Consider the following 20,537-nt stretch of genomic DNA (forward strand, 5'->3'; position numbering starts at 1 on the left):
GGCTACCTCAGCGACGTCCCACCCGCCGAGTTCGAGCAGACGTTCTATGCTGGCCAAACCACCACCGACCACCTGGTGGGAATCAAATAGCGCGAGTCTCCATCAGACCCAGGGCGCTTCAGTTCGCCGCGCGCTCCTTGACGTTGACGACGTCGAGCTCGAACACGCGAAGGTCGCGACCCGTGGCGATCGGCCGCCACTCGAAGGAGGCGTGCACGAGGTGCTGGTGGCCGGTCGCGCCGGTGAGCTGCCTGGCCGGCAGGTCGGTCGATCGCACCCGCACGTCGATCAGCTTGTACCAGTAGAACATCGGGAACGCGCCGTGCGTGCCCGGCTGCAGGGCCACGACCTCACCGGCCGTGCCGCGCCCGGTGCGCACCGCACGGGAGTTCGCCCGCCGGATGATCGGCTTGCCGTTGCGCGTTCGGATCGCAGCCCACCCCTCGTCAACCGTGACGAGGAAGAGCTTGAGCAGCATCGGGACCACCAGCAATGTGGTGAGAACCGCGGTTCCGCTCTTCACGAGCGTGGACATCCCGGCGTTGCTGAAGATCGACAAGAACGCGTCCATGGCTCCACCTTCGCCCATTCCGCGGTGCGCTGATGTCGACGAGCGCCTTCACGACGAGGTGTTCACCATGATTTTCCTCGGTGTTACGCAAAAAGGGCGGCGCCGGGCGAAACGCCCGACCCCGCCCTCTCGGTGTGAGCGTCAGCCTCCGATGCCGCGGATCTGCGGGGTGTGGAAGCTCGCGCCGAACACCCGCTCCGATGCGCCCTCGCGGTCGAGGTACGGCGAAGCGCCGCCGTCGATGAACGGCCAGCCGGCGCCGAGGATCAGGCACAGGTCGATGTCCTCGACCTCGGGGACGACCTTCTCGTCGAGCATGAGCTTGATCTCCTGTGCGAGACCGTCCTGCACACGCTGCAGGATCGTCTGCGCCGATGCCGGCGACGAGCCGACGTGCCCCTTGAGAGCCTTCTCCGCGGCCTTCGTCCAGCCGGTCACGCGGCCGCCCTTGTCCTTCTCCACGACCTGGTCGAGCTCGGCGAGAGCGTGGAAGTTCTCGTTCGCGTAGAACCGGTCGGGGAAGTGGCGGACCATGGTGTCCTGCACGTGGGCTGCGACCTTCCAGCCGACCAGGTCGATGAGCTGGAACGGGCCCATCGGCAGGCCGAGCGGCCCGAACGCCTTCTCGACGTCGGCGACCGGCGTTCCCTCGTACACGGCGCGCGCAGCCTCGCCCATCACCTTCGCGAGCAGGCGGTTCACGACGAAACCGGGAGCGTCGGCGGTGAGGACGGCGTTCTTGCCGAGTCCCTTCGCGACGACGAACGCGGTCGACAGCGTCTGCTCATCGGTGGTCGGAGTCTTCACGATCTCGATCAGCGGCATGACCGCGACCGGGTTGAAGAAATGGAAGCCGACGAGGCGCTCGGGATGGGCGAGCTTCGCGCCGATCTCCTCGACGGACAGCGACGACGTGTTCGTGGCGAGGATCGCGTCCTCGGCGACGATCTTCTCGATCTCGCCGAAGACCTGCTGCTTGACGCCGACCTCCTCGAACACGGCCTCGATCACGAAGTCGCAATCCGCGTACTGCGTCTTGTCCGTCGTGCCGGTCACGAGAGCCCGCAGCTTGTTGGCCGAATCGGAGTCGAGGCGGCCCTTCTGCTCGAGCTTGCCGATCTCGTCGTGGATGTAGGCGACACCCTTGTCGACGCGCGCCTGGTCGAGGTCGGTGATGAGCACCGGCACCTGCAGCTTGCGCACGAACAGGAGCGCGAACTGGCTGGCCATGAGACCTGCACCGATGATGCCGACCTTCGTGACCTTCTTCGCCAGCGCCTTGTCGGGGGCCCCGACCGGACGCTTCGCCCGCTTCTGCACGAGATCGAACGCGTACATGGATGCCGCGAACTGATCGCCCGTGACGAGTTCGGCGAGGGCTTCGTCCTCGCGGGCGAAGCCCTCGGCCTTCGTGCCGCTCTTGGCCTTGTCGAGCAGGTCGAGAGCCGCGTACGGAGCCTTGGGCATGGTGCCGATCTTCGACTCGAGCATGCCGCGCGCGACCTTGATCGCGATCGGCCACTTCGTCAGGCGCTCGATCTTGCCCGGCTCGTTCTTGCGCTCGACCTTGGTCTTGCCGCTGAGCACGCTGTCGGCCCATGCGAGCGAGTTCTCGAGGTAGTTCGCGGCGGGGAAGATCGCGTCCATGATGCCCAGGTCGAACGCCTGCTGAGGCTTCAGCATGCGGTTCTGCTTGAGCGGGTTCGAGATCACGACCTCGAGCGCGTTCTCGATGCCGATGAGGTTCGGCAGCAGGTAGGCACCGCCCCAGCCGGGGATGATGCCGAGGAACACCTCGGGCAGCGCGATGGCCGCGGCCGAGGCATCCACCGTGCGATAGGTCGAGTTCAGTGCGATCTCGAGACCACCGCCCAGCGCCAGCCCGTTGACGAAGGCGAAGGAGGGCACGCCGAGGTCGCCCAGCGATCCGATGACCTTGTGGCCCAGCTGCGCGATGAGCTGCGCCTGCTCCTTGGACTTCAGCATCGAGATGTCGGACAGGTCGGCTCCGGCGGCGAGGATGTACTGCTTGCCGGTGATGCCGACGGCCTGGATCTCGCCGGCCGCCGCGCGCGTCTTCACGGTCTCGAGCGTCTTGCCGAGTTCCGTGAGCGTCGCAGGACCCAGCGTGTTCGGCCGGGTGTGGTCGCGCCCGTTGTCGAGCGTGATCAGAGCGAGGACCTTGCCCGAAGGCAGGCGGACGTCGCGCACGGTGGAGTGCGTGACGACCTCGACGCCCTCGGCCGGGTCGACGATGGACGAGAAGTCGATCTTGTCGTAGTCGGTCATTCCTGCATCCCTCACTTGCGCTTCTTGCCGTCGTAGAACGGGTTCTCCCAGATGACCGAACCGCCCTGCCCGAGACCGACGCACATCGCGGTCAGGCCGTAGCGGACGTCGGGACGCTCGGCGAACTGAGCCGCCAGCTGGATCATCAGGCGGACGCCGGATGCCGCGAGCGGGTGGCCCACCGCGATCGCACCGCCCCACTGGTTGACCCGAGGGTCGTCGTCAGCGATGCCGAAGTGGTCGAGCAGCGAGATCACCTGGATGGCGAACGCCTCGTTGAGCTCGAACAGTCCGATGTCGTCGATGGTGAGCCCGGCCTTCTTCAGGGCCTTCTCCGTCGACGGGATCGGACCGATGCCCATGATCTCCGGCTGCACGCCCGCGAAGGCGAACGAGACGAGTTTCATCTTCGGCTGCAGGCCGAACTCCTTCACGGCGCCTCCGCCGGCGAGCAGCGACATGGTCGCGCCGTCGGTGAGCGGCGAGGAGGTTCCGGCCGTGACGCGCCCGTGGGGACGGAACGGCGTCTTGAGAGCCGCGAGGTCCTCCATGGTGGTCTGCGGGCGACGGCCCTCATCCTCGGTGGCGAGGCCCCAGGCACCGTCAGCGTCCTTCACGGCGACGGGGACGAGGTCGGGCTGGATCTTGCCGGCGTCGTATGCGGCCTGCACCTTGTGCTGGCTGAGCATGCCGAAGCGGTCCGAGCGTTCCTTGGTCAGGTGCGGGAAGCGGTCGAAGATGCGCTCGGCGGTGACGCCCATGTTGAGCGCTCCGGCGTCGACCATCTTCTCCGCGACGAAGCGGGGGTTCGGGTCCGCGTTGCCGCCGATCGGGTGGTGGCCCATGTGCTCGACGCCGCCGGCGAGGGCGAAGTCGTACATGCCGACGCCGATCGACGCTGCCATGGTCGTCACGCTCGTCATCGCGCCGGCGCACATGCGCTCCACGGCGAGGCCGGGCACGGTGTTCGGGAGACCGGCGAGGATCGCGACGGAGCGTCCGAGCGTGAGGCCCTGGTCGCCGGTCTGCGAGGTCGCGGCGATCGCGACGTCATCGATGCGGTCGGCGGGGACCGCGGTGTTCCGCTCCATCAGGCCGATCGTCGCCTTTACGGCGAGGTCGTCCGCGCGGGTGTTCCAGTACATGCCTTTTTCGCCGGCGCGGCCGAAGGGCGTGCGCATTCCATCGACGAAGTAGACGTCCGAGATCTCGGCCACTCTGCCTCCAAGGGTTGGGATTGATCTCAGCCTAGGAGCGGGTGCGGGGCGGCAGGAATCGGTTGGATCGAACCTACGAGCCGGGAGCGATGGCCGGGTCGGGCGATTGCGCGGCTTCTACAAAGGCATCCACGATCTTCTGTGCAGTCTGCTCAATCTGCCAGGGGCGAGCGCCCAGCGCCGCGAGCTCCGCGCCGACCGCATCCGTCGTCAGCGCCGGGGGAGCCCAGGCGAGTCTGCGCAGCGATTCCGGCTTCAGAAGGTTCTCCGTCGGCATGTGCAGGCCCTCTGCGACCTCCTCGATCGCCGGACGAGCAAGCTTGAGGCGCGCGTCTGCCTCCGGGTTGCGGTCCACCCAGGCGCGCGGCGGGGGGAGTGCGTCGCTCGGCACTCGGGTCTTGGGGAGATCCTCGGTCTCGCGCCCGCGGACGATCGCCTTCCACCAGCGGTCGAGCTCGGTGCGGCTGGCGCGTCCGGTGAACGCGGATACGCCCGCCAGCGCCTGCTTGGACTGGGGTCCGGCGAGAACGGCGGCGACGAGCGCGCGGTCAGGTACCAGCCGACCGGGCGAGGTGTCCTGCTGCTGCGCGTATGCCTCGCGCGCTTCCCACAGCGACCGTGCCACGGCCAGATTGCGCGCACCCTTCACCTGGTGCAGGCCGCTCAGCCGGCGCCATGGATCCTCACGAGGCGGACGCGGGGGCTGGGCGAGGGTGGCGGAGAACTCCTGGGCGGCGAATTCGACCTTCTGCTGCTCCTCGAGCTCCTCGGCGATCCGGTCGCGCACGTCGACGAGGTGCAGGACGTCGAGGGCCGCGTACTCCAGCCAGGAGGCGGGGAGCGGGCGGGTCGACCAGTCCGCCGCGGAGTGCTCCTTCTTCAGCGTGATGCCGATGGTGTCCTCGACGACCGCCGCGAGGCCGACCCGCTCGTGGCCGAGCAGACGCGCCGCGAGCTCCGTGTCGAAGATGACGGACGGCTCGAGTCCGAGTTCGCGCAGCGAGGGAAGGTCCTGGCTGGCGGCGTGGAACACCCATTCGGCATCGCCGATCGCCGCCTGCAGCGGGGAGAAGTCGCCCAGGGACGGGGCATCGAAAAGGAACACCCCGGCGTCGCGGCGGTACACCTGAACCAGGTACGCACGCTGCGAGTAGCGGAAGCCGGACGCGCGTTCGACGTCCACGGCGACCGGGCCCGTGCCCGCGGCCAGGATCCGGCATGCCTCTTCGAAACGGGAGAATTCGTCGATGACGGAGTACTCAGTCACGACCTGCCTTTCGCGCGCCGAACACGGCGATGTTCTCTGAGCCGGGCGGGAGACCGGCGAGCATGCCGACCAGTTCGGCCCATGCTTCGACGTGCGGCCGGAACGGCTCTTCCGGCGTCCAAGAAGAGCGTAGTTCGATCTGGGCGCCGTCGCCTTCCGACGCGAGAGATCCGAATCCCTTCGAGAGGGTTTTCGTCGAGGTTCCGGATGCCGAGTGATACCCGGCATCCCGCGAGTCGAGGGCATCGACGAGCCACGACCAGGTGACGTCGGCGAGGAGCGGGTCCGTGCCGATCTCGGGCTCGAGCGGGGCCTGGGCGAAAACGACGATGCGCCACGGGCCGCCCCATGCTCCGGGCTGGTCCGGATCGTGCAGCAGCACGAAGCGTCCGCTGCCGTAGATCGAGGTGCCGTGCTCGTCAGGCCTGACCTCGGCGGCGAGAGCGATCGAGAACGGCGCCAGGCCCTGAGGCGCGGCGATCTCGTGCACGACGACGTCGCTGCGGAAGGTCGTCGCACGCAGATCGTCGGCGACGCGGTCGAACCACGCTCCGGCGTCAGGGTGTGCGCTCACGGTGTCAGGCTAGAGTCAGGAGGCGATGAAGAGTCTCAGGCACGCCGTTGCATTCCTGGTGCCCGCGCTGCTCGCGTTCGCGACCGGCGCGGCGCTGCTCGTGTTCTCGATCGGCCGCCGGGTCGTCACCCCGCGCTCGCGCGTCGCCGACACCGAGATCCTGTCGGTCGACACCGGCGCGCAGACGATCGAGCTGACCCGCAATCCCGACACCGAGCTTCCCGGCCGCTACGGTCTGTTCACGACGGGGACGTACGGATACGTCAAGCTCGGCGCGGTGCTCAGCGCGGACGCCAAGAGCGTCCGGCGCAAGCTGCTCACGCAGATCGAGCCGGGCGCGAAGATCGATCGCGCCGCCGGATTCAGCGGGTGGTACTACGCCTCGCCGACGGAACTGCATCTGCCCTGGGAGCCGGTGCTGATCGGATCGCCGGCAGGACCGTGCCCCGCCTGGTTCTTCCCGGCGGAATCGTCGACCTGGGTGATCCAGGTGCACGGCCGCGGCGTCACCAGGGCCGAGTGCCTCCGGGCGGTCCCGGTCTTCCACGCCCTGGGTCTGCCGAACCTCGTGGTCTCGTACCGCAACGACGGCGAGGCTCCGCGCAGCCGCGGAGGATCCTACGCTCTGGGCGCCTCGGAATGGCGGGATGTGGACGCCGCGATCGCGTACGCGCTGCGGCATGGGGCCGTGCGCGTGCTGCTGATGGGCTGGTCGATGGGCGGCGCGATCGCGTTGCAGACCGCCCTGTCCTCCGGCAACCGTCAGGCGATCGCCGGTCTCATCCTCGATTCGCCTGTCGTCGACTGGCGCACCGTGCTGAAGTTCCAGGCGCACGAGTCCGGCATCGTCGATCCGCTGCCTGCCCTGGCCATGAACGCGCTGTCCGCGCCGCTCACGGCACGGCTGAGCGGCGCGGAGGATGCGATCCCCTTCGACCGGCTGGACATGGTGGCCCGGGCGGGCGAGCTGACGGTTCCGACCCTGATCCTGCACAGCGACGACGACGGCTTCGTCCCGGCCGACGCATCGCACGCTCTCGCCGCGGCGCGCCCCGACCTCGTCACGATGCCGGCTTTCTCGGTCGCCCGTCACACCAAGCTCTGGAACTACGACCAGGTCGGCTGGACGGCCGCCATCACCGAGTGGATGAGCGCGAACGGATTCACCGACGCCGGCTGATCAGCGCTTCTGCGCGACCTGCCGCTTGACCCGCAGGAGCATGCCCGTCATCCCGGCGATGCGCAGGGGAGAGACAGCACGCGTCAGGCCGATCGACTGCGGATAGTCGTCCGGGATCGCGATGACCTCGTCCGCGCTCAGGCCGGTGATGCCCTGGACGAGGATGCTCGCGAACCCGCGGGTCGTCGGCGCCTCGGGAGGTGCGGTCGCGTGCATCGTGACGACATCGTCCTGGACGTCGACGTGGATGTACACCGGCGACTGGCACTCCGCGACGCGCTCGTACATCTCGGGATGGCTCGCCACCTCGTCGGAGACAGCGGGCAGCTCATTCGAGAACTCCAGCAGCAACTGCAGGCGCTCGGCCTCCGGCAGCTCGAGGAAGTCGTCGCGGATCTCTGCGAGAGTCTCGGGAACGTGCGTGGTGCTCATCCCCTCAATCCTCCCACGGCCGCGCGATCGCGACTCACAGCGTGCCGGGCTCCGCTCCCGTGACGATCGGGACGCGAACGGCGCTGCCCCACTCCGTCCACGAGCCGTCGTAGTTGCGCACGTTCTCGATACCGAGCAGGTGCTTGAGCACGAACCAGGTGTGGCTGGAGCGCTCGCCGATCCGGCAGTAGGCGATCACATCGTCGCCGTCCGCGATGCCGGCGCCCTCTCGGTAGATCGCATCGAGCTCGGCACGGCTCTTGAACCCGCCGTTCTCGGCGACCGCCTTCGCCCACGGAACACTCTGCGCTGTGGGGATGTGTCCGGCGCGCAGCGCGCCCTCCTCCGGGTAGGCCGGCGCTGTCGTCCGCTCGCCGCTGTACTCCTCGGGGGAGCGGACGTCGATGAGGGGGCCGGTGCCGATGAAGGCGACCACATCGTCCTTGTACGCGCGGAGGACGGAATCGTCGCGGTCGACGACCGGGTATTCGGTCACGGGGCGGTCTGCGGGCGCGGTCGTGATCTCACGGCCCTCCGCGATCCAGCGATCGCGTCCGCCGTCGAGCAGGCGCACGTCCTCGTGCCCGAACAGCGAGAACACCCACAGGGCGTACGCGGCCCACCAGTTGTTCTTGTCGCCGTAGATGACGACGGTGTCGGAGCGTTCGATGCCCTTGCGGCCGAGCAGGTCGGCGAAGCCCTCCCCGTCGACGTAGTCGCGGACGACGGGGTCGTTGAGCTCGGTGTGCCAGTCGACCTTGACGGCTCCGGGGATGTGGCCCGTCTCGTAGAGAAGCACGTCCTCATCGGATTCGACGACGACGAGGCCGGGATCGCCGAGGTGCGCGGCCAGCCACTCGGTGCTCACCAGGCGCCCCGGTTCGGCGTACTCGGCGAACTTCGCGACACTCGTGTCGGACTCGATGGTCATGGGTGCTCCTCGGGTGGGTGGCAGGGGTGCAGGACGGCGTAGTGTTGACCCGTCCCCTCGACCCTAGAGCCCTTCGGTGCGCCCGGCGCCGGATCCGTAAGACTTCGACACAGGAATCGCATGACCGCACCGATCCACCTCACCTCGCGCGAACCCGTCGTCACGGGACCCGAGATGCTGGCGAGCCTCGTGCCGCCGCCGCAGTTCGACGGCGCCACCTTCGACAGCTATCGATCCGATGACGCCTATCCGTCGCAGGCCGAGGCGAAGGAGCTGCTGCAGCGGTTCGCCGGCCGGGGCGCCCCCGCGAAGAAGACCGGATTCTTCAGCCGCGCGAAGAAGGAGCCGGACATGAAGCCCGGCGTCTACCTCGACGGCGGATTCGGCGTGGGCAAGACGCACCTGCTCGCGTCGATCTATCACGCGATGCCTGCACGGCGGAAGTACTTCGGCTCGTTCATCGAGTACACGGCGCTCGTCGGCGCGCTGGGCTACAAGAACACGGTCGATCTGCTGCGCGGCTCGGATCTGCTCTGCATCGACGAGTTCGAGCTCGACGATCCGGGCGACACCATGGTCATGACCCGGTTGCTCGGCGAGCTCGTCACGTCGGGCACGCGCCTGGCGGCGACCTCGAACACGCCGCCGAACGCGCTCGGCGAGGGGCGGTTCGCCGCGCAGGACTTCCTCCGCGAGATCCACGCGATGTCGGACAGCTTCCAGACGATCCGCATCGACGGCGTCGACTTCCGCCAGCGCGCGCTCGACGGCAAGGCCGTGGTCCTCGACGACGCCGCGTATCAGCGCGAGCTCGCGGCGATCGAGGGCACGGCGTCGGACGACGCGTTCGCCGACGTCATCCGACACCTCGCCAAGGTGCACCCTTCGCGGTACATCCGCCTCATCGACGGCGTCTCGATGGTGGGACTGCGCGACGTCCAGGTTCTGACCGACCAGTCCGAGGCGCTGCGGTTCGTGGCGTTCGTCGACCGCGTGTACGACGCACAGGTGCCGATCATCGCCACCGGCACATCCCTTGACCAGGTCTTCGCGGAGGAGATGCTCGGCGGCGGATACCGCAAGAAGTATCTTCGCGCCATATCGCGGCTGAACGCGCTGACTCATTCTGCGCAGCTGCAAAGCGCGCCGTAACGCGATGTTCACACGAGCGCCTGCGCTGTAACACCCTCGAAACAGGGAGCGCGCATTCCGGAAACGGAGCCTCGTCACACTGAAGCTCTCAACTACTTCGGATGTGAGGTTTTCCTATGGATGCTCCCGGCAACATCTCCTGGGGTATTACCGCCACGGCGCTCGTGCTGCTCATGACGCCCGGCGTCGCGTTCTTCTACGGCGGTCTCGTCAAGGCGAAGAGCGTCGTCAGCATGATGATGATGAGCTTCGGGTCGATCGGCCTCGTCGCCGTGCTGTGGATCCTGTACGGCTTCTCGATGAGTGCCGTCGACAGCCCGACCGCGTTCGCCGGCAACCCATTCGCCGACTTCGGCCTGAGCGGACTCGCCTCGGGTGAAGGCTCGAACGTCGCGCTCATCGGCGTCGCGTACGGCGCCACGTTCGCGATCATCACCGTGGCCCTGATCTCCGGTGCCATCGCGGATCGTGCGAAGTTCGGCAGCTGGCTGATCTTCGCGGGCGTCTTCGCGACGGTCGGCTACTTCCCGATCGCGGCATGGGTCTGGGGCGGCGGCTGGATCATGGAGCTCGGCACGACGATGTTCGGCGCCGACAGCGGCATCGGCGTCATCGACTACGCCGGTGGTACCGCGGTGCACATCAACGCCGGTGCAGCGGCTCTCGCACTCGCCCTCGTCCTGGGCAAGCGCATCGGCTTCCAGAAGGGCATCCTCAAGCCGCACAACGTGCCGCTGACGCTCCTGGGTGCAGCCCTGCTGTGGTTCGGCTGGTTCGGCTTCAACGCCGGTGCGGAGTGGCTCGCGGAGGACATGGGCGGTGTCGGCCTGATCGGTCTGAACACCCTGGGTGCCACCGCGGCGGCCATCCTCGGCTGGATCCTCATCGAGAAGATCAAGGACGGCAAGCCCACCTCGGTCGGCGCCGCATCCGGTGCCGTCGCCGGTCTCGTCGCGATCACCCCCGCCTGCGCCAACCTGACCCCCGGCTGGGCGCTGCTGCTCGGAGCGATCTCCGGCATCGTGTGCGCCCTCGCCGTCGAGCTGAAGTTCCGCCTCGGCTTCGACGACTCGCTCGACGTGGTCGGCATCCACCTGGTCGGCGGCCTCATCGGAACCGTGTACCTGGGCTTCTTCGCCACCGGCACCGGCCTGTTCGTGGGCGGCGACGCCCGCCAGCTGGTCGTCCAGGTGATCGCGGCCCTCGGTGTGCTGATCTACTCCTTCGTCGTCGCCTTCATCATCGGCTTCGTGATCCAGAAGACGATCGGATTCCGCATCGCCAACGAGGACGAGATCGCCGGTGTCGATTCGGTCGTCCACGGCGAGGAGGGCTACGCGCTGGTCGACGCCTGAGCGCGACCGGATGCTGATCGATACAGTGACGGGGTGAGTTCCTCCCAGAGCATCCTCGGTCGGCTCCTCGACCTCCTTCTGAAGTCATTCAGCACCAGGACGCCCCGGACTCCGCAGTCGGAGCCGGGGCGTCCTGGTGCGTCCGGACCCCGTGCCCGCCTGCGCGACGAGGAATCCGGCGCTGGAGCACAGCGGGGGAGCGAGACGGTGCGTATCGACCCCGGTGGCATACGCGATCTGCGCGTGGAGTACGCGCCGTCCAGGGACGGTGCACCGGACGCCGGTGAAGTGATCTGGACATGGGTGCCGTACGAGGAGAACGACGGGCGCGGCAAGGACCGCCCCGTCCTGGTGATCGGGCGGCAGTCGGCGCAGCGCGTGTACGCGGTGCGGATGACCAGCAAGCCTCACGAGCGCGATCGTGATTACCTCGGGGTCGGCGCCGGCGACTGGGACTCGCAGGGCCGCGAATCGTGGGTCGACATCGAGCAGCTGTACAGCGTGCACGAATCCGGGATGCGCCGCGAGGCCGCGATCCTCGACCGATCCCGTTACGAGCGGGTCGCCGAGGCTCTCGTGCATCGCTACGGCTGGGCGCACCGCTGAACGCGTTCCGATCCGATTCCCGGAGTGCTCCGAACCTTCTGTGTCAGCCGCTTCCCGCGGCCTCATGCAAGGAGGAGAATCATGCGCTTCATCCCCACCAAGGTCCACGGTGTCCTCGACTACCTCGTCGGCATCGCCCTGATCGCCGCTCCGTGGCTTTTCGGGTTCGCCGGCGTCGGCGGACCGGCCGTCGTCATCCCGATCGTCCTCGGCGTCGGGCTCATCGTCTACAGCCTGTTCACGAAGTACGAGTGGGGCCCGTTCGGGTTCATCCCGATGTCGGTCCATCTCGTCTTCGACATCGTGGCGAGTCTGTTCCTGGCTCTGTCGCCGTGGATCTTCGGGTTCGGGGGCGAAGCGGCGAACGTCTGGCTGCCGCACGTCGTCGTCGGTGCCGCCGTCATCGTCGTCGTGATCTTCTCGAAGCCTCAGCCGGAGGGGAGCGCGTCGCGGACCGCCGCGCGCGCCTGAGAAACGGGGCCCCTGCGCGCATCTCCCCCGTCGATGAGACGGGTGAGGTGCGCGCCGTGGTGTGTCAGCGAGCCCGCGTGCTCCAGAGGGCCCACAGAATGAGCACCGGCTGCAGGAGGAGGCGGACGAGCCGCTTCGTGTCCGTGTCGAGTCCGGGGGCGGACCAGCCGGCGCGCCACTGCTGAACGTTGCCGGGGAACACGGCGACGAAGAATGCCGCGGTCGCCCATCCGATGCGTCGGCGCTCCTTCGGCAGCGCGACGAGCCCTGCCGCGAGCGCGAGCTCAGCCGCACCGGATGCGACCACGACACCGTCCTTGTCGAGCCCGGTGAAACGGGTGGCCCAGTCCGGGATGAGTCCTCGGAACCCGCGCGTCTGCACGAAGTGCATGACGCCCATGAAAGCGAGACCGAGCGCAAGAGCCCACCGTGCGATGTATCGGATCATCCGTTCACGGTACCCGCTTGCAGCGCGGCGCTGAGCCAGCGGCCGTAGAGGATCCAGGGTTCACCGTTTCGTCGCAGCCCGTTGATATGAGCCTCGAGGTCTGGCGTGAAGGTGAACCACTCGCCGCCCTCGCGGAGGGATGCGAATTCGCGGTGGCGCCGCTGTTCGATCCTGCGGTCGCCTCGTTCGAACGCGAGGAGTTCGTCGTGCCGGATGCTGGCGAGACGCTGGCGCGGGCGCCTGCTCGTGCCGATCTTCACGCGCTGGTCGTAGCGCAGGTAGTAGACGACGTCGATGCGGGGGAGCGGCAGGTCGGCATCCGGAGCATCGCCGTACCGCCACGCGCAGTCGACGCAGAACCATCGGTCGCGCCGACGCGCACCGCGGATGCCGCCGCAGAGCCGGCACGGACCGGGAAGCGCGGTGTCGTTCGGCATACGCCGAGATTACGCGGAGGCAGGGACAACCGACTGGTCGATCGATGAGAAGATGTGGTGGGCGATGCCGGACTCGAACCGACGACCTCTTCCGTGTGAATGACGATCGCGGCATGTTGCCGCGTGGTGTCGAGTGCTGGGACGTGCTGATTTATAGCCGCCCCAGCACTTGAACACCGCATCCCGTATTGCCCCGTGCCGGTCGATGGTGGGCAGCGTGCACAACGGAATGCACAACGATCTGACGTTGCATGACCTATCGTTGCCGGTCGCCCGGCTCTCTCAACGGACACGCAGAGCGATAGTCTCAGCGTCGTGACCCCCGCACCTGAACCGACCGGCGATCCGGTTGTCGATCCCCTCGCGCTCGTCGCTCTCTGCATTTCGATCTTCGCCGCTCTGGTCGGTCTGAGCGCCCTGATCTGGAACATCATCGCGTGGGTGCGATCCGGTCATCGCGTTGTGGTCGAGATCGAGGCCGTCGTGCGGAATCCGGGCCGCTCGGCGTCCTGGGTCGGTCGTCGCGGTCGGCGTGGCTGGGCTGCTACGTCGGTGCCGCCGAGCCATGTGCTGTACTCGGTCGTCTTCGTGAAGATCACGGCGCGCAACGTGGGGCGAGCCACTGTCGACATCGAGCGCTTCTACTTCTCGGTCGGCAAGCCCGCTCAGAACAAGAACATGTCGTGGACGTACGACGATGATCCACCTCTGCCGCAGCGACTGGAACCGGGCGCGAGCGCGTCGCGCGAGTGCATGTTGACGAACGTCGAGGCGTTCGCTCGTCGTGAGGGTCGTCGCCGGTTCAGGGGCGCTGTCGAACTCGGCGACGGCACGAGCCGACGCTCGCCGCTCAGTTTCGATCTCGACGCGCGCGATCGCGGTGCGGCGTTCCTCGCGACGTCTACGGGGCAGACGCTTCAGACGCCCGCGCCGAGCGAGGCGTGACGGTCGACGTCAAGCACCACCGACGCCGCGCGCTCGCGCTGCTCGTCGAGACGCCGCCGACGCGAGCGAGGCGCGGGGAGACACCTGTAGGAACCGCCAGGCGCGCGCAGCAGTAGCAGGTCTGTCAAGCCATAGGAAGAATCGCATACGCGGTATCCAGTTCCCGAGCGCGCGCTCGCCCGCGCCGGTGCTCGGCGTCCACGCGGGCGGGGCATCTCGACGAGCGCGGCCCGGCGCATGCTCCCGTCATGGGAACAACGAAGCGGCGAGCGCGATGGATATACTCACGCGCATGGGGAACGACGCGTGATCCCGGCCTTCGAAGACGGGGCTTGGTACCTGCCACAAGGCCTGCACGCGGCGACGCTCGACGAGATCGAAGAGCGCTTCGTCGTCGCTGCGCCGTTCAGCGACCGCCGACGCGTCGTCTTCGACGGCTTCCGGCTCTGGCACGAGATCATCACGAGCATCGTCCCTGACGCCCGGTTCTGGGTCGACGGCGGCTTCGTCACGCACAAGCCGTGGGCCGCACCGTCCGACGTCGATGTTACGGTCATGCTCAGGCCGGATGATCTCAACAACCTCACCGACGACGAGCAGCAGCGGCTCGCCCCGATGTTCACCGCACCAGGGCCGCCGCGACAGCAACCGATGTCGGGCCTGGTCGACGCGTTCATCTGCCTTCGCGGCAACGTGGACAACACGCTCTACTGGCGCGAGCATTGGTCTACGGTGCTCGACCAGAACCGCGAGAAGGTGACGGGCACCCGCAAGGGCTTCTTGGAGGTGAAGCCATGACGCTGACAGAACAGGCACTCGACGAGTTCCGCGACGCCTGGCACGCCGCCGAGGGCGACGACTTCGCGAGCCGACTACAGCGGCAGTCGCTCGAAGCCCTCGCTGCCGAGAATGACGCGCTCCGTCACGTGCTCTTCGAACTCACCAGCCGCGCGCAATCTGAACTCGACCTGCATCTGACAGGCGACACGGTGCACGGCCACGATGCCAACGCCGAGTCGTTCGCTCAGTTCGTGCGGGGCGTAGCCGACGCGACGAAGGAAGTCGCGAAGCACTTCCTTGGCTATCAGCGGCGAGCGTCGACGCTGCGCATCCTTGCGCCCAGCCCCGGCTCTGTCCGCGTCGTGCTGAAGGCCGCGACGCCCGAAGAGGCAGCGGGCCGCACCGCGCAGAACACGCGCACGCCGTCCGTCGACTCGAAGTCGCTCGACACGGTCGCCGTGCTGCTCGCTCGATCTCAGGCCGAAGGCGCGAACGTCACCGACGACGTGCTGTCTGGTCTCGCCGCTGATCTGCCGCAGAAGGCGCACGCCGGTCTGAAGCGTGCCGCGAAGGCGATCGACGCGCAGGACTGGGACATCGACGGCGAGTTGCGGTCGCAGCACGGTTTCCAGCGCGTGCACGTCGGGCCGGACGGCGCGAAGGCGCTGCTGCGAGTGCTCGACGAGCGGCAGGAGAGCGCGACCGAAGTCGTGCTGGTCGGCGCGATCGACGGTCAGCGGCGGTCGGTTGGCGCCTTGTGGTTCGCACCGGACGGCGCGGGCGCGATCGAGGCTGCGGTGCCGAGCGCTGAACTCATGGAACAGGTTGTGCAGCACGACGCCGCGAATGAGCGCGTGCGCGCCGTGTTCGACGTCGTGACGATCGTCGGCAAGGGTGCAAACCCACGACGTCGACAGGTCTACACGCTGCGCTCGATCGAGCCGCTGCCCGCTGCCCCGACGCTGATCTGACCGCACACGAGCCGAGAGCGAGCCTGCGATGTACCCCTGGAACTTGCGAATCACGACGTCGAACGCATCGGTGATCTCACGCTGGTCTGGGAGGCCAATGGCGACCCGGTGAGTGACGACTACGACAGCGACGATACGTCAGCACGCGAACTGTGGCGCATCTGGCGCAAGCGCTACCCCGTCGACGAGCGAGCCGAAGAGCGCTGGGGCGAGGGCGCAGTGCGCATCTCCTGGTTCGTCGGCGGCGAGGTCTTCGAAGCGGCACCGCACGCGATCAACCTCAGCGACTACGACCCCGAGACGTTCCTCGACTCGTTCACGACGCCGATCGACGTTACGACCGGCGAGCCGATCCAGTGGACGCGGCTGCCCGTCGAAGACAAGTTGTGGAACGAGAACCGAGCCGACAAGGGCGGATTCATCCAAGAGGCGACCGGCTGGAAACCCTCGCCGCTTCAGCCTGTCTTCTGGCCCGACCAGTTGGCTGAAGCGTGCGGCCTGTTCATCCCCACGCGCTAGCGCTTCATCCCATGGGAAGCGACCAAGCATTCCGATCAGCGGCTCCTGCATCTGCAGGCACAGTCGATGTGCATACGGCGGCGTCTCGCGATGGTCTGCGCGCGGTCTGTGGCATGCTGACTTTCAGATGGACAAGGGGGCGGAATGATCGAAGTCGAGAACGCGGCTAGTTTTTTGCAAGCCGCGAGAACCGGGATCAACATCTTCACCGGTGCCGGCTGGAGCGCAATGGCGGAATCCGCCATTGGACCATTGCCCGTAGGCGATGTCCTGTCCAACGAACTGCGAGCAGAGTTCGGCGTCGATCCGAACGGCAGCCTGGATCTTCCCCAGTTGAGCACAGTGATCGCCGCCCGCGACGCTCCTGGCCTCGAGGAGTTCCTCCGCAAGCGTTTCACTGTCAGTGAGTTCGACCCGAGTTATCGCGTACTTGAGAAGATTGCGATCAGATCGATTTTCACAACAAACATCGATGACTTGTTCGAGGCGGTGCTCGGTGAGTCGGATGTTCACTTCCTAAACGACGTGTATTCCCGCGGTGCAGCGGCGTCGGGGTCGGCAATCGATATCGTCAAGTTGCACGGATCGGTTCGCGATCCCAATCGCCCGTACATCTTCGGACCACTCGACTTGGCCGCCGCGGCGACGGCCGACCCCGATCGGTGGATGTTGCTGCGTCAACGCCTTCGTGATTCTCCAACACTGTTCGCTGGCTACTCCTTGAGAGACGCGGGCACCCTTCAGGTGCTTCGAAGTGGGACTGCTGGCAACGAGCTGCCCGGAAGCGCCTGGATTCAGGTCCGCCCGGGCAGTGATGACCCCGCAATGATCGAGTACTTCCGCGCGCTTGGATTTCAGATCATCGTGGCGGACACTGAGCATCTTCTTCGGTACATCGACGAGAACATCGCAGCGGCCCCAAGTGCGGATGCTGCTGACCAGCATCTGGGAAATGTGCCGAACTCGACTCAGACGGCATCCCGACCCCTCGAAGATTTCTACCTTGGGGCGGCGCCTTCCTGGAGCGACGTCTATTCGACGCAGGTCGTGCGAACTTCACACTTCGCGACCATTCTGAACAACGTTGCTGCGGGTGCGAACACCTTGCTGTCGGGCATCCCCGGCAGTGGCAAGACGACGCTGCTGATGCAGGTAGCGGCACACGCGCCGTTCGATGGCCCACGGATCCTCCTTGACAGCCCCTCGCTCCCCGAAGCGGAACTGATCAGTAGACAGGTTGGCGACGGGCGTGCGCTCATCCTCATTGACAACGTCGCCGGGGACATCGAGTCGCTCGTGCGACTCACGCATCTGCGCCACGCCGTCGTGGTGGCCGCGGATCGCGATTACAACCTCAGTTCGGTGTCGCACCGTATAGCGGATGCCCGGATCGGGGCGCGTGTCGCAGTGAGTTCTGTGTCGAAGGAAGACCTTCAACGCGTTTGGTACTCGATTCCAGTCCGCATCAAGCGCCGCCTCATGGAATGGCCCGAAACCTCGTACTCGCTGACGCCAACGGTAAGCGAGATGGTGCGAGCGAATCTCTCGGAGAAGACGATCGATGAGCGTCTGGTGGAGTACATCGGCTCCATCTACAGATCCGAGCCAGAAGATGCGCTGATGCTCATCTTGGCCTGCTATCTGCATTACGGTCGAGTGCCATTGTCGATGGACGTCGCCGTCGCGTTCTTCCGTGAGTCAATCGACGATTACCGCACTCTCTACCAGATGGTCGAGTCAGTCGGGGAACTGCTGAGCGAGTACGAAGGCCAGCATGCAGCGGAGGACCAGGACTACTTCGCCGCCAGATCGATGCAGGTCGCGGAGAACGTGCTGTCCGGAGTGCCCGGATCGGCGTTGCGTACGATGCTTCAGCGCTTTCAGGCGAACGTCTCACCACTTCGCATCCCTTCGTACGACGTGTTCCGCCGTCGCGGCTATGACCACCGCCTATACTCTCGCGCGTTCTCGTCTTGGCAGGATGGCGCCGATGAGTACGACAAGATCAAGAGCAAACTGGAGGTCCAGAATGTTGGGCCCCAGTACTACGTTGAGCAGCAGAAGGCCCTGTTCTTGGCGGAGCACCGTCAGTTCGACGCAGCATTTCGTGAGATCGATCACGCGAGGGGTGCCCGAAAGCGCGTCAACTGGACAATCGAGAACACCTACAACCGCATTCTCTTCCGCGCGAATGTGGAGAAGGCCGGCACTATCCCCGAGGCGCAGGCGCTATGTTTTCGTGCACTCGATGGACTTGAGAACGCCTTCGAATCCGACCAGCGAAAGGGACTTCACGCGCTTGTGTTCGCCGACTGCAGCCTGCGCATGAGCCGCGCGCTCGAAGCGGATCTGGTCCGCGGCTATCTCGAACGAGCGGAAGAAATGCTCCGGGACGTTATGGCTGGCGACGAATCCTGGCTCGAGCGTCCGAGATTCGTGATACGTGAGGTGCGAAACCGACTGCGCGATCTCTCCTGACACTCGAGCGCTCCGGAAGGCACGCATCGCCGCGTGCAGCGCTGAGGCGCCGCGATCCCAGTGTCACGAGTCCGGCTTAGTCGGCGTTCTCCGCGAGCCACCGCTCCAAGGTCTCTTTCTTCCACCGCGAGACGGGTACAGACGGCGTGCCGCGAGACGATCGCGTGGGCGGAACCTGCCCCGCACGTATGGCGTGCACATACCTCGCGTGGTCATTGAAGTAGCACCACACCGATCCATCCGAGAAAGTCACGATGGTTGGGTTGATGCCCGTCGACGAGGCGGGGATTACGACGTTGCGGGCACGTGCAACCTCGACGACCTGCTCTCGAAGCACCGTCAGTTCCTGGCGAGCATCTTTCTGCTCGATTGTGGTGGCGATCTTGTCCTGCTCCCGCACCCAACGACGAGGAGCATGGCGGCGCTTCCAGAGTCCCGCGATGATGAGCACGACTACTCCGCTGATTAAGCCACCGACGATGACCTCGACCACAGTGCCTTCCTTTCGTGACCTCCGACGCTACCGGACACACCGTCAGGCTTGGCGAGCGTCGTGCGAGGGCACGGCACGTGTGCCACTGCACTATCGCTGTGCCAGCAGGTCGAGAAACTGCAGATCAGAGCGAGTGCTCTCTTCTCTCGCGGTCAAGCGTTCCGGCGCGCCGCCGTCGAGCGAAACACGAACGGCGACACAGCAGGCCTGAAGCGTCGCAGCCAGTCGCGGCCCGTGTGCAACAGATCGGACGCACCGAGAACGACCGGAACGCCCATATGCGCGCGTCGGTCGACCACGCCCGCCCGATCCTGCCGCGTGATCGTCGGCGGCACGTTCCGGCAGAGCACGACGTCGATGCTTGTCAGCGGCATGTGCGCGGCCAGATCATGCGGCCACCAGCGGATGCGGGCGCTGATTGCCCCGTTGGCCTCCACCCAGTCTCCGGTTTCGTCGTAGTCGGCGAAGATGCGATCGGCTTCGTCGGCGGTGATCCTGCCCGCCTCGACGGCGGCATCGACCATGCGACGCAGGTAGCGCCCCTCCCATGCGGCCTTCAGCGCGGGCAGGAGCAGTTCACTCGGGACGATCTTGACGGTGTCGGCTGTGCGCGCGGCGTGCGTGAGGGCCTGCCGCGAGCGCTGCTGCGGTGGTGTCGGTGTGAGCGTTTATGCTCCGGTGCCTCTCTAACTTTGCTTGTGTGATGGGAACGAGGGGCGGGCGAGATACGGCCGCCCGCCCCTCGCGGCGTCGTCGCGGATGACCGATACGACTACGCCGCTCGCGGTTACGCGAGATCGAGACGACGCGCCCACTCGTCGACCTGGCCGTCAGCACTGGGGGAGTAGGGACTTCCGCGTGATTACGCGGTTCCCTGTGGTGGGCGATGCCGGACTCGAACCGACGACCTCTTCCGTGTGAAGGAAGCGCGCTACCAACTGCGCCAATCGCCCGATGACCTGGGGTCGAGAATCGATACTACCGGAACGTTCGAGCCGCTCCGGACCATTCCGCCGGACACGCGCGAGATCCGTGTCCGGTTTTGCAGGTCGGGAATCATCGGCTAATGTTTTACAAGTGCCCGGGACGCCGGAACACGAAATGCGGATGTAGCGCAGTGGTAGCGCATCACCTTGCCAAGGTGAGGGTCGCGAGTTCGAATCTCGTCATCCGCTCGAGTGCAGGAGCCCCCGCAAAGGGGGTTTCGGCATGTGGGTTCGAATCCACCTCGCGGTGGCGTGGCCGAGAGGCTAGGCACCGGCCTGCAAAGCCGTTTACACGGGTTCGAATCCCGTCGCCACCTCTCATACAATTGAACAAGCCCCAACGGGCGCGATTGGCGCAGCGGTAGCGCGCTTCCCTGACACGGAAGAGGTCACTGGTTCGATCCCAGTATCGCGCACACTCTGAAACCCTCGGTT

Annotated in this window: 21 protein-coding genes and 4 tRNA genes; 13 read left to right on the plus strand and 12 right to left on the minus strand. The window is 66.5% G+C overall.

The features are described from left to right. Positions 1 to 118: 118 nt before the first annotated feature. The 5 genes from KEC56_RS05265 to KEC56_RS05285 all read right to left on the minus strand — a co-directional run bounded on the left by KEC56_RS05265 (position 119) and on the right by KEC56_RS05285 (position 5,918). Positions 119 to 571: an SPFH domain-containing protein gene (locus tag KEC56_RS05265; RefSeq protein WP_227530145.1), complete on the minus strand. Its 453-nt coding sequence runs from the start codon at positions 569 to 571 to the stop codon at positions 119 to 121. A gap of 141 nt (positions 572 to 712) precedes the next feature. Further along, the gene (locus KEC56_RS05270) at positions 713 to 2,860 is read right to left on the minus strand and encodes a 3-hydroxyacyl-CoA dehydrogenase NAD-binding domain-containing protein (RefSeq protein ID WP_175986240.1); all 2,148 of its coding nucleotides are present in this window, start codon (positions 2,858 to 2,860) and stop codon (positions 713 to 715) included. Positions 2,861 to 2,871: 11 nt separating this feature from the next. Beyond that, positions 2,872 to 4,077, minus strand: a complete 1,206-nt coding sequence (locus KEC56_RS05275; protein WP_227530146.1) for a thiolase family protein — start codon at positions 4,075 to 4,077, stop codon at positions 2,872 to 2,874. A 73-nt stretch (positions 4,078 to 4,150) separates the two neighbouring features. After that, positions 4,151 to 5,344, minus strand: coding sequence for an HRDC domain-containing protein (locus tag KEC56_RS05280; protein ID WP_227530147.1), 1,194 nt, complete (start codon positions 5,342 to 5,344; stop codon positions 4,151 to 4,153). Next, positions 5,337 to 5,918 carry a DUF3000 domain-containing protein gene (locus tag KEC56_RS05285; RefSeq protein ID WP_227530148.1) on the minus strand — a complete coding sequence of 194 codons (582 nt, stop codon included), beginning with the start codon at positions 5,916 to 5,918 and terminating at the stop codon, positions 5,337 to 5,339. Before KEC56_RS05285 ends, KEC56_RS05280 begins: the two co-directional genes overlap by 8 nt. Before the next feature lie 25 nt (positions 5,919 to 5,943). On the opposite strand from KEC56_RS05285, the gene KEC56_RS05290 reads away from it, so the two are divergent. Next, positions 5,944 to 7,098 (plus strand): alpha/beta hydrolase family protein, encoded by a 1,155-nt coding sequence (locus KEC56_RS05290; protein ID WP_227530149.1) that lies wholly within the window; start codon positions 5,944 to 5,946, stop codon positions 7,096 to 7,098. Here the strand turns inward: KEC56_RS05290 and KEC56_RS05295 are convergent, their stop codons facing one another. Both KEC56_RS05295 and KEC56_RS05300 read right to left on the minus strand, forming a co-directional pair. Then, entirely contained in the window at positions 7,099 to 7,530 is a 432-nt protein-coding gene (locus tag KEC56_RS05295; RefSeq protein WP_175986245.1) for a SufE family protein, read from the minus strand. A gap of 34 nt (positions 7,531 to 7,564) precedes the next feature. Continuing rightward, positions 7,565 to 8,461 (minus strand): sulfurtransferase, encoded by an 897-nt coding sequence (locus KEC56_RS05300; RefSeq protein ID WP_227530150.1) that lies wholly within the window; start codon positions 8,459 to 8,461, stop codon positions 7,565 to 7,567. A gap of 120 nt (positions 8,462 to 8,581) precedes the next feature. Here KEC56_RS05300 and zapE point away from each other — a divergent pair, with 120 nt between their 5' ends. The 4 genes from zapE to KEC56_RS05320 all read left to right on the plus strand — a co-directional run bounded on the left by zapE (position 8,582) and on the right by KEC56_RS05320 (position 12,045). Further along, positions 8,582 to 9,613 carry a cell division protein ZapE gene (gene zapE, locus KEC56_RS05305; RefSeq protein WP_227530151.1) on the plus strand — a complete coding sequence of 344 codons (1,032 nt, stop codon included), beginning with the start codon at positions 8,582 to 8,584 and terminating at the stop codon, positions 9,611 to 9,613. A gap of 116 nt (positions 9,614 to 9,729) precedes the next feature. Beyond that, positions 9,730 to 10,968, plus strand: a complete 1,239-nt coding sequence (locus tag KEC56_RS05310; protein ID WP_227530152.1) for an ammonium transporter — start codon at positions 9,730 to 9,732, stop codon at positions 10,966 to 10,968. A 33-nt stretch (positions 10,969 to 11,001) separates the two neighbouring features. After that, entirely contained in the window at positions 11,002 to 11,574 is a 573-nt protein-coding gene (locus KEC56_RS05315; RefSeq protein ID WP_227530153.1) for a type II toxin-antitoxin system PemK/MazF family toxin, read from the plus strand. Positions 11,575 to 11,655: 81 nt separating this feature from the next. Beyond that, positions 11,656 to 12,045 carry an SPW repeat domain-containing protein gene (locus KEC56_RS05320; protein WP_227530154.1) on the plus strand — a complete coding sequence of 130 codons (390 nt, stop codon included), beginning with the start codon at positions 11,656 to 11,658 and terminating at the stop codon, positions 12,043 to 12,045. Positions 12,046 to 12,109: 64 nt separating this feature from the next. On the opposite strand, the gene KEC56_RS05325 is transcribed toward KEC56_RS05320, so the two are convergent. Together KEC56_RS05325 and KEC56_RS05330 are read right to left on the minus strand one after the other, a co-directional pair. Then, positions 12,110 to 12,493: a DoxX family protein gene (locus KEC56_RS05325; RefSeq protein WP_227530155.1), complete on the minus strand. Its 384-nt coding sequence runs from the start codon at positions 12,491 to 12,493 to the stop codon at positions 12,110 to 12,112. Next, positions 12,490 to 12,930, minus strand: a complete 441-nt coding sequence (locus KEC56_RS05330; RefSeq protein WP_227530156.1) for a GIY-YIG nuclease family protein — start codon at positions 12,928 to 12,930, stop codon at positions 12,490 to 12,492. The genes KEC56_RS05325 and KEC56_RS05330 overlap by 4 nt, the downstream gene beginning before the upstream one ends. Positions 12,931 to 13,245: 315 nt before the next feature. Between KEC56_RS05330 and KEC56_RS05335 the strand changes: the two genes are divergently transcribed. The 5 genes from KEC56_RS05335 (at position 13,246) to KEC56_RS05355 (ending at position 18,623) form a co-directional block, all read left to right on the plus strand. Next, positions 13,246 to 13,875 (plus strand): hypothetical protein, encoded by a 630-nt coding sequence (locus tag KEC56_RS05335; RefSeq protein WP_227530157.1) that lies wholly within the window; start codon positions 13,246 to 13,248, stop codon positions 13,873 to 13,875. A gap of 306 nt (positions 13,876 to 14,181) precedes the next feature. After that, positions 14,182 to 14,673: a DUF6932 family protein gene (locus KEC56_RS05340; protein WP_227530158.1), complete on the plus strand. Its 492-nt coding sequence runs from the start codon at positions 14,182 to 14,184 to the stop codon at positions 14,671 to 14,673. Continuing rightward, complete coding sequence (locus KEC56_RS05345) at positions 14,670 to 15,626, plus strand: hypothetical protein (RefSeq protein WP_227530159.1); 957 nt, start codon at positions 14,670 to 14,672, stop codon at positions 15,624 to 15,626. The genes KEC56_RS05340 and KEC56_RS05345 overlap by 4 nt, the downstream gene beginning before the upstream one ends. Positions 15,627 to 15,734: 108 nt before the next feature. Then, on the plus strand, positions 15,735 to 16,145 hold the full coding sequence (locus tag KEC56_RS05350; RefSeq protein ID WP_227530160.1) for a hypothetical protein: 411 nt from the start codon (positions 15,735 to 15,737) through the stop codon (positions 16,143 to 16,145). Positions 16,146 to 16,289: 144 nt separating this feature from the next. Beyond that, positions 16,290 to 18,623 (plus strand): SIR2 family protein, encoded by a 2,334-nt coding sequence (locus tag KEC56_RS05355; RefSeq protein WP_227530161.1) that lies wholly within the window; start codon positions 16,290 to 16,292, stop codon positions 18,621 to 18,623. Positions 18,624 to 18,699: 76 nt separating this feature from the next. On the opposite strand, the gene KEC56_RS05360 is transcribed toward KEC56_RS05355, so the two are convergent. The 3 genes from KEC56_RS05360 to KEC56_RS05370 all read right to left on the minus strand — a co-directional run bounded on the left by KEC56_RS05360 (position 18,700) and on the right by KEC56_RS05370 (position 20,069). Next, on the minus strand, positions 18,700 to 19,116 hold the full coding sequence (locus tag KEC56_RS05360; protein ID WP_227530162.1) for a hypothetical protein: 417 nt from the start codon (positions 19,114 to 19,116) through the stop codon (positions 18,700 to 18,702). Between the two features lie 152 nt (positions 19,117 to 19,268). After that, entirely contained in the window at positions 19,269 to 19,640 is a 372-nt protein-coding gene (locus tag KEC56_RS05365; protein ID WP_308013000.1) for a hypothetical protein, read from the minus strand. Between the two features lie 353 nt (positions 19,641 to 19,993). Further along, a tRNA-Val gene (locus KEC56_RS05370) sits at positions 19,994 to 20,069 on the minus strand. Between the two features lie 150 nt (positions 20,070 to 20,219). Between KEC56_RS05370 and KEC56_RS05375 the strand changes: the two genes are divergently transcribed. From KEC56_RS05375 to KEC56_RS05385, 3 genes are all read left to right on the plus strand, one after another. Then, positions 20,220 to 20,291 (plus strand) — tRNA-Gly (locus KEC56_RS05375). Positions 20,292 to 20,348: 57 nt separating this feature from the next. Continuing rightward, a tRNA-Cys gene (locus tag KEC56_RS05380) sits at positions 20,349 to 20,419 on the plus strand. A 27-nt stretch (positions 20,420 to 20,446) separates the two neighbouring features. Further along, positions 20,447 to 20,518, plus strand: a tRNA-Val gene (locus KEC56_RS05385). Positions 20,519 to 20,537: the final 19 nt, after the last annotated feature.

It is taken from the genome of Microbacterium tenebrionis, assembly GCF_020682665.1.
GTDB lineage: Bacteria > Actinomycetota > Actinomycetes > Actinomycetales > Microbacteriaceae > Microbacterium > Microbacterium tenebrionis.